Source organism: Desulfarculaceae bacterium (genome assembly GCA_020444545.1).
Lineage (GTDB): Bacteria > Desulfobacterota > Desulfarculia > Desulfarculales > Desulfarculaceae > Desulfoferula.
Genome location: JAHLKT010000008.1, coordinates 161,273 through 174,210, shown reverse-complemented (window position 1 = coordinate 174,210; position 12,938 = coordinate 161,273). Strand labels below are relative to the sequence as shown.

Here is a 12,938-nt window from a genome sequence, read left to right as displayed (position 1 = left end):
ACGCGGACCCGTCTCCAACGCCGAGCGGCCGGCAAGGCCCGTTGCCCCGCCGGCCGTATCGGTAGCTAGATAAGTTTATAGTCAGTTAGGGGCGCTGGCGTCCCATGCCGCGGCCGTTGCCCTGGCCGTTGCCTTGGCCACGGCCTTGGCCGTCGCGCGCCCGCCGTCCCTGGCCGCCCTGGCCCTGGCCCTGGCCGTCGCGGGGGCGCTGGCCCTGGCCGCCTCGGCCGCTCCGGCCGGCGCCGTTGCCCGCGCCGCGCCCGGCGCCGCGCTGTTCGCCGCCGCCGCAGGGGCCTTGGCCCTTACCGCTGCCGCGTCCTTGTCCTTGAGGTCCGGTTCCGTCTCTGAATGGCATATTGCTCATCTCCTTTAAGATAGATTTGAAAATTGTCTATTCCGGTTCGGCTTGGCCCCGGGCAGCCAGAGCGGCCTCCACTTGGTCTAGCCTCTGGCGCAGGGCCTCGGCCTCGGCTTGCAGGCTGTAACCCATGCCCGGGCCTTGGCCCTGGCCGTAGCCCTGGCCCCGGCCCCGCCCCCTGGCTTGGCCGCCGCCGCAGGGCCCCCGGCCCCAGCCTCGGCCAGCGCCGTTGCCCCAGCCCCGGGCCGAAGCATCCACCGGCCCTCCGGCGCAGCGTCCCCGGCCGCCGCCGGTGCGCGGCCCCTGTCCCAATGGTCCTGTTCCGTTAATTCCAGGCATGATCGCCTCCTTTGTCTAAGTACCTTGCCGTCCGCGCCCGCCGCCCCGGCCCCGGCGGCCCATGCCCCCGCCCCGGCCCATGCGGCGCCCCGCGCCCGGGTCCGGCGGGGCCAACTCGTAGTCCCCGCCCGAAACGCTCAGGGCCATGCCCCCGGCCAATGCCGTGGCCACCGCCCGCCGGGCCGAGGCCAGCACCCGCCCGAAGGTCTGGCGGCTGACGCCCATGGAGGCCGCCGCCGTTTCCTGGTCCAGGCCCTCCACCTCGGCCAGGCGCAGGGCCTCCAGGCCCTCCACCGGGAGTAGCACCTCGCCCACCGGGGGCTGGTCGTAGGGTCCGAAGCGCCGGGCCGGGGGTTCGGCTTGCACGCGGCGGCATCGTCTGGGTCGGGGCATTGGGTCCTCCTGATTAGTATTGAGCCTACGCCCATAATCTAGTGCCGGGCCGTGCGGGTGTCAAGGATTATTTTGAGCGCAGGCCCAAAATAATCCCGGGCCGGGCGCGGCATTGCCCTTTGCATAGAGCCCGGGCTGAGCCATAATAAGGGACACATCGGAGCCCGCGCGGGCTCCGCCTAAGCTGGGTCCGCCACAAGGCCGGACGGATGGTAGGTGCCGTCCGGGCCTGCCCATGCTTTGACAGGAGGAAACCCATGAACCGTAGATTTTCCAAGCTGATTCTCCTACTGGCAGCGATGGCCGCCTTGGCCATGCTGGCCGGCTGCGCCGCCACCTACACCGGAATCCGGTACAAGGATCTGAAGGTGCAGAACAAGATGAGCGCCTCCATCTTCCTGGACCCGGTGGCACCGGCCCAGCGCACTGTTTTCGTGCAGGTGCGCAACACCAGCGACAAGCAGTTCAACCTGCAACCGGACATCGTGGCCGCCCTGACCGCCAAGGGCTTCAAGGTGGTGGACGATCCCAACCAGGCCCACTTCTGGTTGCAGGCCAACGTTCTCTCCGTGGGGCTCACCGACGAGTCGGCCCTGGAGAAGGCCAAGATGGCCGGCTTCGGCGGGCCCATCGCCGGCGGCGCCATCGGCGCGGTGCTGGGCGGCAGCCAGGCCGGGGCCGGCGCGGCCATCGGCGCGGTGGCCGGCGGCGCGGCCGAGCTGATCAGCGGGGCCATGGTCAAGGTGAACACCTACGCGGTGGTCACCGACCTCCAACTCAGCGAGCGCGGCGCTTCGCCCACCTCGCAGCGCTTCGACTCCAGCCTGAAGCAGGGCACCGGCAATACCCGTATCAGCCAGCAGTCGGCCAGCACGGCCAACATGAAGAAGTACCAGACCCGCATCGTCTCCACGGCCCGCAAGACCAACCTGGAGTGGCCCGAGGCCTACCCCGCCCTCAGGCAGGGCATCGCCCAGGCCATCGCCGGGGTCATGTAAGCCCAGCCCCATAGCCTTCCACGGCCCCCGGTCCCGCCATGGGATCGGGGGCCCGCTTTTGGGCCCCCAGATGAGGGTTGACAGGGGCCTGCCCCAGCGAAGAAGCTAAATAAAAAGGGAAAACTTTGATCCCCGCCAGAGAGGCGGGAAGGGGAGGGCCTCATGTTTCAGGTGCTGGATGGCAGCGCGGGCAACGTACTGGGAGTGGAGATCAGCCAGGAGTACACCAAGGCCGATGTGGAGCAGTTCAAAAAGGCCTTTGAAGATGCCCTGGCCGCGGCCGCGGGCCGGGTCAACGTGCTGGTCAAGATCGACCAGCTGCCGGTTAGCGGCGTGAAGTGGGAGGCCTTCATGGAGGACGCCCGCTACGCCCTGGCCAACCGCCAGAAGATGCGCCATCTGGCCATCGTGGGCAACAGCAAGATCGAGGAAGGCCTGATCCGGCTGGACAATATGCTCCTGGGCAAGCCCAGCGAGGAGCTGATCGAGAAGTATTTTGATGTGAGCGACATCGCCCAAGCCTGGTCGTTTGTAAGAAGCTAGCTTCATTCGGGTCGCCTTGCCTAGCCACGCCTGGCTGTGCCGGGGGTGGGGCGAGAGAAAAGAAGCAAGGCGTCGAGCCGCGCCCTTGTGACGGCGTGCAAAAAAAGAAAGGGCCTCGCCGGTCGGCGAGGCCCTTGAAGTTTTTTGCGGGGGGCGCTTAGCGGAGGTAGTAGCCCACCACCTTCCACTGCTTGTCTGCGTTCTGGCTCATGGCCACCTGCTCTATGAGCTTGGGCTGCTTGATGAACAGGGGGGCGTAGAGCAGCACCAGGTACTTGCCCGGCGGGGCCTCGGGCGGGTTTTTCAGCTCCAAGCTGCGCACCAGGTTGCGCTGGGTGGCCGGGCCGGTGGTCTCGGCCACCTTGGCCAGGCGCTTTTCAAACTCCGCCTTGGCGATGTTCTTCCGCAGCAGCTCTCCGGCCTGGTCCCAGGCGGTGGCGTACTTGCCGTGGTCGATGAGGGCCAGCCAGGCTTGGGCGGCCTGGTCGGCAGCCGGGTCGCCGGCTTCCTCGGCGGCCAAGGCGGGCAGGGCCAGGGCCAGCAGCAAGGGCACGGCCATAAGCAGAGCCAATAACCTGCGAGCGCCGCACGGAAGGGAAATGAAATGTAGCTTCATGTTGATTCCCGCCTTTTCCCGGCACGGCCAGCCGGCGCCTAGCGCACCTGGCTGCCGGGCTTGGATTCCTTGCTGGGCGACACGACACACAACGAATCGCCGTCCACCGCGGCCAGGACCATGCCCTGGCTGGTCACGCCCATGAGCTTGGCCGGCTTGAGGTTGGCCACGATGACCACCTGCTTGCCCACCAGCTCCTCGGGGGCGTAGTGCTTGGCCACGCCCGCCACCACGGTGCGGGTCTCGGGCTCGCCCGCGTCCACGGTGAGCTTTAGGAGCTTGTCGGCCTTGGGCAGCTTCTCGGCGGCGACCACCGTGGCCACCTTGAGGCGCACCCGGGCGAACTCGTCGATGGCGATCTCGGCCGGGGGCTCGGCGGCGGCCTTCTTCTGCTTCTTGGGCTTCTCGGCGGGCTGGGCCTTCTGCTCGGCCTTGGCCGCCTTGGCCTTCACCTTGGCGGTGTCGATGCGCGGGAACAGGGCGGGCGGCTGGTGGGTCTGGGTGCCCGGGGCCAGCAGATCGCCCGCCTCCAGGTCGGCCAACATGCCGTCATTGATGCGGCCCAGCCCCAGCACCCCGGCCATCTTCTCGGCGGTGAGCGGCATCACCGGCCAGATCAAGACCGCCACCGAGGCCAGGAGCTGGCACAGGGTGTAGAGCACCCGGTCCAGGCGGGGGGCGTCCTCGGGATTCTTGGCCAGGGCCCAGGGCTCGTTGGACACCACGTACTTGTTGCCCGCGCTCATCAGGCTCCACACCGAGGCCAGGGCCTTGTGGAAGGCGAAGCCGTCGTTCTCGCGGCGGTACTCGAAGACCACCGCGGCCATGAGCTTGTTCAGGGCCGCGTCCTCGGGCAGCTCCGGGCCGGGCTTGGGCACCTCGCCGCCCCGGTACTTGTGCAGCAGAGTCAGCACCCGCGAGAAGAGGTTGCCCAGGTCGTTGGCCAAATCGGAGTTGTAGCGCTCCACCAACAGCTCTTCGCTGAAGCTGGAGTCCAGGCCGAAGGTCATCTCCCGCATGAGGAAGTAGCGGAAGGGCTCCACCCCGTAGATCTCGGCCAGCTCCAGGGGACGCACCACGTTGCCCAGGCTCTTGGACATCTTGGCCTGGTCCACGTTCCAGTAACCGTGCACGTTCAGGTGCTGGTAGAGGTAGGCCTCAACGCCCTTATTTTCGGCCGCGCCCAGGGCCATGAGCATGGTGGGCCAGAAGATGGCGTGGGGCTTGAGGATGTCCTTGGCGATGAGATGCTGGGCCGCGGGCCAGAAGGCATGGAAGTTCTCGCCGCTGGGCCAGCCCAGGCCGGTGAGGTAGTTGATCAGGGCGTCGAACCAGACGTAGGTGACGAACTCCTGGTCAAAGGGCAGGGTGATGCCCCAGGTGAGCCGCGTCTTGGGCCGGGAGATGCACAGGTCCTCCAGAGGCTCGGCCAGCATGGCCAGCACCTCGTTCTTGTAGCGCTCGGGCCGGATGAAGTCCGGGTTGGCCTCGATGTGGGCCTTGAGCGCCGCCTGGTACTTGGACATGCGGAAGAAGTAGTTCTCTTCCTCGATGTACACCGGCTCCTTGTCGTGCTCCGGGCACTTGCCGTTCACCAGCTCCTTGTCGGTGAGGAAGCGCTCGCAGCCCACGCAGTAGTTGCCGCCGTAGGAGTCCTTGTATATGTCGCCCGCGTCGAAGACCTTCTGCAGGATGGACTGCACCACCTCGATGTGGTCCGGGTCGGTGGTGCGGATGAACTTGTCGTTGGTTATGTGCAGCTCGGGCCAGAGATGGCGGAACATGCCGCTGATCTGGTCGGCGTACTGCTGGGGGGTGACCCCCCGGGCCTCGGCGGCCTGGGCGATCTTGTCGCCGTGCTCGTCGGTGCCGGTCTGGAAGCGCACCTGGTCGCCGGCCAGGCGGTGATAGCGGGCGGCCACGTCGGCCACGATGGTGGTGTAGGCGTGGCCCAGGTGAGGCTCCGCGTTCACGTAGTAGATGGGCGTGGTTATATAGAATGCTTGGCTCATGATGTCTTGGGTCCCTTCTTGCCCCGGCGGCGGGGGCGCCGCCGGCGGGAGGAGGCGGGCTTGCCCCCCTTGCCCTGCTGATCCCGGCCATCGCCCTTGGGCGCCTGCCCCTGTCCCTGGGGTTTGGCGCCTCCGGCTCCGCCGTCCTTGGGCGGCGCGGCCGACTTGTTTTGCTCGGGCAAGGCCTGGCCGTCGGGGCCCTTGCCCATGAGCTTGGCCAGCTCCTCGGGCCCCACGCTCAGCTCGCCCTCGCCGGGGATGTACAAGGTGACTCTTTTTTCCAGCACGTTCTGGCGAATGACCTTGGCGTCGCGTCCGTCGGCCAGGCTCAGGCGCTTGCCCAGCTTGGGCAGGTCTTTTTTGAGCGCCTTGTAGGTCTCGAATTCATAGGTGAGGCAGCACATGAGCCGCCCGCAGAGCCCGCTGATCTTGGTGGGATTCAGGCTGAGGTTCTGCTCCTTGGCCATCTTCACGCTCACCGGCTCGAAGTCCCGGAGGAAGGTGGCGCAGCAGACCTCGCGGCCGCAGGAGCCCAGCCCACCCAGGAGCTTGGCCTCGTGGCGCACCCCGATCTGGCGCATCTCCACCCGGGTGCGGAAGCGCCCCACCAAGTCCTTGACCAGCTCGCGGAAGTCCAGGCGGCCCTCGGCGGTGAAGAAGAAGATCACCTTGGAGCGGTCGAAGATGCACTCCACCTTGACCAGGTTCATGTCCAGCTTGCGCGCGGCGATGCGCTCCTGGCAGAAGCGGTAGGCCTCCTTCTCCAGGGTCTCGTTGGCCGCCTGCTGCTCCAGGTCTTCTTCCGTGGCCAGGCGGAAGACCTGCTTGAGCTCCAGCTCGGTCTCGCCCTCGGGGATCAAGGGCTGGGGCCGGGGGCCGCGCACCACCTCGCCCAGGGCCAGGCCGAACTCGGTCTCCACGATCACGCTGTCGCCCGCCTTGAGCACGAAGTGCCCGGCGTCGAAGTCGTATATCTTGCTGCCGCGGGAAAAGCGGATTCCCACTGTCTTACCCATGTACCGCGGCCTCCTTTAATTCGCCAAGCAGCACCACCAAGGCCAACTCGGGCGCGGCGTTGCCCAGGATCTGCCCCTGGGCCCGGCGCACCCGCGCAAAGGCGGTGCAGGCGTCGGAAATGTCACCCGCCCGTTGGGTGGAGGGCAAACAGGCCATCTCCGGGCGTCCGGCGGCGCTCACCGCCGCGTCCCGGAAGTGCAGGGCCAAAAGGTCCAGGGCCTGGCTGATGCCCTCGCGGTCGATGCCCTTGGAGCCCCGGTGGTCGCCCACCAGCTCCTCGGCAAAGGACCAGTCTTCCAGGGCCCCCCCGCCCTCCAGGCGGGCCAGCAGGCGGGAGAGGTCCCGCCTGAGCGCCCCGGTGTCCAGGCCCAGGGCCCGGCCCAGGCTGCCCCCGGCCAGACCGGCCTTGAGCCGCGCCTCCTCGGGGGCCTCGCCCCGGCGCACCAGCTCGGCCTCGATCTGCTCTGGTGCCAGGGGCAGGAAGTTGACCTTGCGGCAGCGGCTCACCAAGGTGGGCAGGATCTCCTTGGGGTCGCTGACCGTGAGCACCAGAATATTGTTGGGCGGCGGTTCTTCCAGGGTTTTCAAGAGCGCGTTGGCGCTGGCCGGGTTCAGGTGGCCCGCCCGCTTGATGAGGATGAGCCGGGTGCCCCCGGCAAAGGGCGCGAAGCCGGTGGCCCGGATGGCCTCGCGCACCGCCTCCACCTTGATCTGGCTGGAGCGGGACTCGCTGGGCGGCTCCAGCACGATCAGGTCTTCGTGGGTGCCGGCGGCGATGCGGCGACAGGAGCCGCAGCTCCCGCAGGCCGTGCCGCCCTCGGGCGCCTCGCAGTTGGCCGCCGCGAACAGGGCCACCGCCGTGGTGGCCCGGCCCACCCCGGAGGGCCCGGCGAAGAGATAGGCATGGGCCAGGCGCCCCGCGCCCAACTCGTCCTCAAGCTGGCGCCGCGCCCTGGGCTGCCCTATCACTCCGCTAAGCTTCACTGCGTTTGAACTCCTTTAGGATCGGTTCGGCCAGGGCCCAGATGGCCGCGGCCACCTCTTCCTGGGGCTGCCCCGCGTCCACCACTTTGATGCGCTCCGGCTCGGCCTCGGCCTGGGCCAGGAAACCCTCGCGCACCTGTTGGTGAAACTCCAGGCCCTCATTCTCCAGGCGGTCGGTGGTCAGCCCCAGCTGAAACTGGCGCTCCCGCACCCGCTTGAGCCCCACCGCCGGGTCCTGGTCCAACAGCAGGGTGAGCGAGGGCCACACCTCGCCGCAGGCCCAGCGGTTCAGCTGGCGCACCCACTGCACCCCCAGGCTCCGGGCGCGGCCCTGGTAGACCTCGCTGGAGTCGGCGAAGCGGTCGCAGATCACCACCTGGCCGCTGTCCAGGGCCGGGGCGATGATCTGGTGCACGTGCTGGGCCCGGTCGGCCAGATAAAGCAAAAGCTCGGCACGCTCGCGGGGATGGTCCCGCCCCGGGATGGTGAGCACCTCGCGCACCGCCGCGCCCAGAGCGGTGGCCCCGGGCTCGCGGGTGCCCAGCACCTGGAGCCCCATGCCCCGGGCCCGGCGCACCAACATGCGCTGCTGGGTGCTCTTGCCCGCCCCCTCGCCGCCCTCCAGGGTGATGAAGGGGGCCCGGTTTTGCGCCGCGCTCTCCACGGCCTAGCTTCCCTCTCCGGACCCGGCGAACAGGTCCGGGACCGGCGGGGCCTCGGGCGCGGCGCGTTTTTTGCGCTTGGCCTTGGGCGGCTCTTCGGGGGGCGCGGCTTCCCCGGGCTCGACGGGCTCGTCAATCGCCTCGCCGGGGGCCAGGCCCTCCAGGGGGCCGGGGCCCACGTAGAGGAAGCGCTCCAGCAGGCGGTGGTACTCGCTCCAATGGCCCGGCCCGGCCTCGCGGCGGGCCTTGGCCGCCATGTTCATCTTGGCGTCCAGGTCGTCGGCGAAGTTGAGCGCCAAGGCCTCGGCGGTCTTGGGCTTGCGCGGGCTGCCGAACTCATAGGCACCGTGGTGGCTCAGGATCATGTGCCGCAGGTGCTCGGCCAGGCGGGGGGGAAACTCCGGGATCGCCGCCATCTTGACCTCAAGCATGCGCAGGCCCAGGGCCAGATGCCCCTCCATGCGCCCCTCGTCGGTGTAGTCGATGGGCGGGCCTATGGTCAGCTCGCGCACCTTGCCGATGTCGTGCAGCAGGGCCCCGGCGATGAGCACCTGGGCCTCGATCTCGCCCGGATAGAGCGCGGCCGAGGCGCGGGCCGCCCGGGCGCAAGAGACCGTATGCTCAAGGAGTCCGTGCACATAGTTGTGGTGGGCCCCCTTGGCGGCCGGGGCGCGCTCAAAGGTGGCCGCGAACTCGCGGTCGGCCACGAAAACAGATTCGAGCAATTGCTTCAAGTCAGGCTGAGTCACCCAGGCCAGGGCCTCGGCCAGCCCGGCTTGCAGCTCGGCCAGGGGCACCGGGCTGGCGGGCAGAAACTCGGCCGGCTCGCAGGCCGGGTCGTGGGCCAGATGGTTGAGCACCACCTGGGTGCGGCCCTGGTAGGAATCCACCTTGCCGCTCACCGCGGCCACCATGCCCGGCTCCAGGCCGGAGAGTAGCTCCTCGGCCCGGTCCCAGAGCTTGGCCTCCACCTCCCCGGTGCGGTCCCCCAGGCGCAACATGCCGTAAGGCTTGCCGTTTTTGGTGGTGCCCAGGGAGCAGCGCAGCAGGAGGTAGCTGCCGGTCAGCTCGCTGCCGGGTTCGATGCTGTTCAGCGGCGGTCCGGCAGGGGTCACGCCAGGCCCTCCCGGGCGGCCTTGACCGCGTTGACGAACATGGCCAGGCCCGCGCCCGGACCCAGGGGGTCACTGTCCTTGCCCTTGCGGCGGGCCCGCTCGCGGGTCAGGGTGTAATCCGGGTGCTGCGAGGCGCGGTAAAAGCCCTCGGGATGGGGCATCAGCCCGAAAACCCGCCCGGTGGGGTCGCATATGCCAGCGATATCATTGAGCGAACCATTGGGGTTCGCCGGCCATTTTCCGTCGGCCCGCTTGCCGCGCCCGTTGCCGTAGCGCACCGCCACCATGCCTTTGGCTTCCAGCTCGGCCAGGGTGGCCTCATCGCAGACCAGCTTGCCCTCGCCGTGGCGGATGGGCAGGTCCAGGCGGTCCATGCCCTTGGTGAACAGGCAGGCGTTCTGAGGTTCGACTAAAAGCTCCACCCAGCGGTCCTGGAAGTTGCCGCAGTCGTTGGCCGCCAAGGCCACCTGCCGCTTCCAGCCGTCCAGCATGGGCAATAGGCCCAGGTTCACCAGGGCCTGGAAGCCGTTGCAGATGCCCATGACCAGGCCGCCGCGCTCCAAAAAGGCCCGCAGCTGATCGCCCAGGTGGTTGCCCAGGCGGGTGGCCAGGAGCACCCCGGCCCCGTGGTCGTCGCCCCAGGCGAAGCCGCCGTCAAAGACGAGTATCTGGTAATCATCCAGGGTTTTCGTGGCCTTGCGCTTGGCGGTGCCGGTCAGGTCGCTTATGTGCACCCGGTGGGCCTCGGCCCCGGCCAGGCGCAGGGTGTGGGCGGTCTCCCAGTCGCAGTTGAGCCCGAAGCCGGTGAGCACCAGGGCTTTCACGTTATCCACGCCCGGCATCACACCATCCTCCCGAAGCGCCGCCGCCAGGCGCGGCGCATCTGGTCGCCCTTCAGGGCCAGCACGCGCTGGCCGTTGTAGCCCACGGTGAGCTCGCCGCCGCGCACCACCCGGCCCATGCGGGCCCAGGGCACACCTTCGAGCATATCCTCGAACTCATTGCAGCGCTTGGAAGGCACCGTGACCAGCATGCGGCCGGTGGATTCGCTGAACAGCCGCTGCATGGCGCTCACCTGGCCGCCCACCTCCAGGCAGTCCAGGTCCACCTCCAGGCCCAGGCGCGAGGCCAGGACCATGCGGGCCAGGCACAGGGCCAAGCCGCCCCGGCTCACCACCGCGCTGGAGGCCACCATGCCCTCCTTGAGCGCCTGGTGCAGGCCAGCGCCCAGGGCCTTGGTGGCCTTTAAGTCCACCAAGGGCACGTTGAGCCCCACCTGGTCCCACAGGCCGTAGAGGGCGCTGCCGCCCAGCTCGTTCTTGGTGACACCCAGGCAGTAGACGTAGTCGCCCGCCACCTTGGGCTCCAGGCTTTGCAGGGCCGTGAGGTCGGGCACCGGCGCGGTGGCGGTGAACATCATGGTGCAGGGGCCGCTCACCCGCTGGGACGAGCCGTAGCGCGCCGCCAGGGTGCCGTCCACGTACATGGAGTCCTTGCCCGACAAGAGCGGAATCTCCAGGGCCTCGCAGGCTTCCTTGAGCCCCCAGCAGGCGCGCACCAACTGGGCCGCCTTGTAGCGGCCGTCCGGGTTGGTCACCGGGTGATACTGGATGCTGGGCCAGCAGAAGTTGTCCACCCCGCCCACCTGCTCCGGGTCGCCGCCCACCGCCACCAGGCGGCGGTAGGCCTCGTCGATGCTGGCCTGAACCATGGCCTTGGTGTCGATGGTGCCGTAGTCCGGGGCGATGACCTGGGCCATGGCCAGGCCCACCTTGCTGGTCAAGACCGGCAAAATCACCGAGGCCTCGGCCGGGGCGTCCTGGTCGCGGCCGCAGAAGGGCTTGAGTAGGCTGGTGCCCTGCACCTCGTGGTCGTACTGGCGGTTGATCCACTCCCGCGAGCAGAGGTTGGGCGAGTCCAACAGATCCAAGACCAGGCCGCCAAAGTCCTGGGGCGGGCTGATCACCGGCTCGCTGAGGCCCCGCGCCTCGGGCGGGGTCCAAAGGGCCTCGAACTCCCACTGGGGGAAGCCCTCCTCCAAGAACTCCACGTCCACGTAGCAGCAGACATCCTCGCCGTAGTCCAGGCGGAGCTTGCCGTCGCCGGTGAAGCGCCCGATCACCGTGGCCTCCACCTGGTGCTTGTCGGCCAGGTCCATGAAGGCGGCCTCGTCCTCGGGCTCCACGGCCACGGTCATGCGCTCCTGGCTCTCGGAAACCCAGATCTGCCAGGGGTCCAGGCCCTCGTACTTGAGCGGCACCTGCTTCAGGTCCACCACCGCGCCGGGGCTGAAGCGGGCGCTTTCGCCGACGGAGCTGGAGAGCCCGCCCCCGCCGTTGTCGGTGAGGTAGGGCACCAGCCCGGCGTCGCGGGCCTCCAGGAGAAAGTCGTGCATCTTCTTCTGGGTGTAGGGGTCGCCGATCTGCACGTGGCCCGCTGGCGTGTTCTCGCTGTAGCCCGCGCTGGAGGCGGTCACCCCGTGGATGCCGTCGGCCCCCACCCGGCCCCCGCACATGATCACCAGCTGGCCCGGCTTGGTGGTCTTTTGCTCGGTGGGCTCGCCGTTGATGGTGGCGGGAATCACCCCCACCGCGCTCACGAACACCAGGCACTTGCCCAGGTAGCGCGGGTCGAAGTGCAGCAGCCCGCTGGCCGTGGGGATGCCGCTCTTGTTGCCCCCGTCGCGCACCCCCTCGATGATGCCGTCCAGCAGGCGACGGGGGTGCAGGGCCGGGGTCAGCTCGCCGTCGTAGTCGCGCGGGGCCACGCAATAACCCCAGAGACCGGCCACCAGCTTGGAGCCCTTGCCGGTGCCCATGGGGTCGCGGTAGACCCCCACGATGCCGGTGATGGCCCCGCCGTAGGCCTCCATGTTGCTGGGGCTGTTGTGGGTCTCGCCGGTGATCACGTAGTTGAACTCGTCGTCCAGCTTGGCCACCCCGGCGTTGTCCCACAAGACGCTCACCACCCAGTCCTTGGCCGCGGCCAGCTTCTCGGTGGGCTCCTTGATGGTCTCCTTGAACAGGTTGGCCACCACCTTCTTCTCGCCGCTCACCAGGTCCTGGTAGATGAAGCGGCCGCCGAAGGTGTTGTGGTTGCAATGGTCGGAGCGGGCCTGGCTGACGTACTCCAGCTCCACGTCGGTGGGGTCGCCCATGCCCACGCTCTGGCGCTGGGCGCGCACCGCCGGGTCGTTGAAATAGGCCCGGATCACCGGCACGTCGGCCGGGTTGAGGAAAAGGTCGCGCTCGGCCGAGAGGGTTAATAGCTCGGGGTCGGAGCCGATGGCCAGGCTCTTCACGCTGGGCTGGTGGGCCAGCTCCACCCGGGGGATGACCACCCCGATGCCCTGGGCCGGGTTCCAGTCCTTGGCCGGGATGACCCGCCAGGTCTGGATCAGGTCGTTGGCCAACAGGCGGCGGCAGATGCGCTCGGCGCCTTCTTGGTTCAGCTTGGGGGCCTCGATGAGGAACAAGCGGCTGGAGTAGACCGCCTCGTCCTCGCCGAAGCTCCGCCCCAGGGCGTCGGCCATGGCCTCGATGGCCGTGGCTCCCTCGTTGTCCTTGACCCCGGGCTTGTAGCCCACCCACAGGGCCCAGTCGAAGCCGGGCAGAACCTGATCGGCCAGGGGCGCAAAGGAGCTGATCTCGGTCACCGGGTTGGTGAAGATCTCCCCGCGCACCCGCTCCAGCTCGGCATCGCTCAGGTGGGTATCAAAGGTGAGCACCCGGAGCACCCGGACCCGCTCCAAGGCCAGGCCCAAATAGGCCTTGGCTTTGTGCGCCAGTCCGCCGCCCGCCGGGTCGTTGAGCCGGGGCTTGAGCCCTATCTCCAGGCGTCTAGCCATGCGTCCTCGCTGTATTCGAAGCTGCCTCGTTCAGGGAAAACATCATCTTAACAA

At 68.5% G+C, this 12,938-nt stretch carries 13 protein-coding genes; 2 read left to right on the top strand and 11 right to left on the bottom strand.

The genetic code is table 11. The features are described from left to right. Positions 1-85 precede the first annotated feature (85 nt). Genes KQH53_19600 through KQH53_19590 form a run of 3 tightly spaced genes read right to left on the bottom strand, consistent with a single transcriptional unit; the run spans position 86 to position 1,090 of the window. The gene (locus KQH53_19600) at positions 86-355 is read right to left on the bottom strand and encodes a hypothetical protein (GenBank protein MCB2228889.1); all 270 of its coding nucleotides are present in this window, start codon (positions 353-355) and stop codon (positions 86-88) included. A gap of 36 nt (positions 356-391) precedes the next feature. Continuing rightward, positions 392-697, bottom strand: coding sequence for a hypothetical protein (locus KQH53_19595; protein ID MCB2228888.1), 306 nt, complete (start codon positions 695-697; stop codon positions 392-394). A gap of 15 nt (positions 698-712) precedes the next feature. Continuing rightward, complete coding sequence (locus KQH53_19590) at positions 713-1,090, bottom strand: DUF134 domain-containing protein (GenBank protein MCB2228887.1); 378 nt, start codon at positions 1,088-1,090, stop codon at positions 713-715. Between the two features lie 257 nt (positions 1,091-1,347). Here KQH53_19590 and KQH53_19585 point away from each other — a divergent pair, with 257 nt between their 5' ends. Both KQH53_19585 and KQH53_19580 read left to right on the top strand, forming a co-directional pair. Continuing rightward, positions 1,348-2,088 (top strand): complement resistance protein TraT, encoded by a 741-nt coding sequence (locus KQH53_19585; GenBank protein MCB2228886.1) that lies wholly within the window; start codon positions 1,348-1,350, stop codon positions 2,086-2,088. A 162-nt stretch (positions 2,089-2,250) separates the two neighbouring features. Continuing rightward, complete coding sequence (locus tag KQH53_19580) at positions 2,251-2,631, top strand: STAS/SEC14 domain-containing protein (GenBank protein MCB2228885.1); 381 nt, start codon at positions 2,251-2,253, stop codon at positions 2,629-2,631. 157 nt (positions 2,632-2,788) lie between these two features. On the opposite strand, the gene KQH53_19575 is transcribed toward KQH53_19580, so the two are convergent. From KQH53_19575 to KQH53_19540, 8 genes are all read right to left on the bottom strand, one after another. Next, positions 2,789-3,190, bottom strand: coding sequence for a DUF4019 domain-containing protein (locus KQH53_19575; protein MCB2228884.1), 402 nt, complete (start codon positions 3,188-3,190; stop codon positions 2,789-2,791). A gap of 95 nt (positions 3,191-3,285) precedes the next feature. Then, positions 3,286-5,259, bottom strand: coding sequence for a methionine--tRNA ligase (gene metG / locus KQH53_19570; protein MCB2228883.1), 1,974 nt, complete (start codon positions 5,257-5,259; stop codon positions 3,286-3,288). Beyond that, positions 5,256-6,275 carry a stage 0 sporulation family protein gene (locus KQH53_19565; protein ID MCB2228882.1) on the bottom strand — a complete coding sequence of 340 codons (1,020 nt, stop codon included), beginning with the start codon at positions 6,273-6,275 and terminating at the stop codon, positions 5,256-5,258. The genes metG and KQH53_19565 overlap by 4 nt, the downstream gene beginning before the upstream one ends. Next, the gene (gene holB, locus KQH53_19560; GenBank protein MCB2228881.1) at positions 6,268-7,260 is read right to left on the bottom strand and encodes a DNA polymerase III subunit delta'; all 993 of its coding nucleotides are present in this window, start codon (positions 7,258-7,260) and stop codon (positions 6,268-6,270) included. Before holB ends, KQH53_19565 begins: the two co-directional genes overlap by 8 nt. Then, a complete protein-coding gene (gene tmk, locus KQH53_19555) occupies positions 7,250-7,924 on the bottom strand; it encodes a dTMP kinase (GenBank protein ID MCB2228880.1) in 675 nt (224 codons plus the stop codon). Before tmk ends, holB begins: the two co-directional genes overlap by 11 nt. 3 nt (positions 7,925-7,927) lie before the next feature. Then, entirely contained in the window at positions 7,928-9,037 is a 1,110-nt protein-coding gene (locus KQH53_19550; GenBank protein ID MCB2228879.1) for an HD domain-containing protein, read from the bottom strand. Next, positions 9,034-9,879: a phosphoribosylformylglycinamidine synthase subunit PurQ gene (locus KQH53_19545; protein ID MCB2228878.1), complete on the bottom strand. Its 846-nt coding sequence runs from the start codon at positions 9,877-9,879 to the stop codon at positions 9,034-9,036. The genes KQH53_19550 and KQH53_19545 overlap by 4 nt, the downstream gene beginning before the upstream one ends. Next, positions 9,879-12,884, bottom strand: coding sequence for a phosphoribosylformylglycinamidine synthase (locus tag KQH53_19540; GenBank protein ID MCB2228877.1), 3,006 nt, complete (start codon positions 12,882-12,884; stop codon positions 9,879-9,881). The genes KQH53_19545 and KQH53_19540 overlap by 1 nt, the downstream gene beginning before the upstream one ends. Positions 12,885-12,938: the final 54 nt, after the last annotated feature.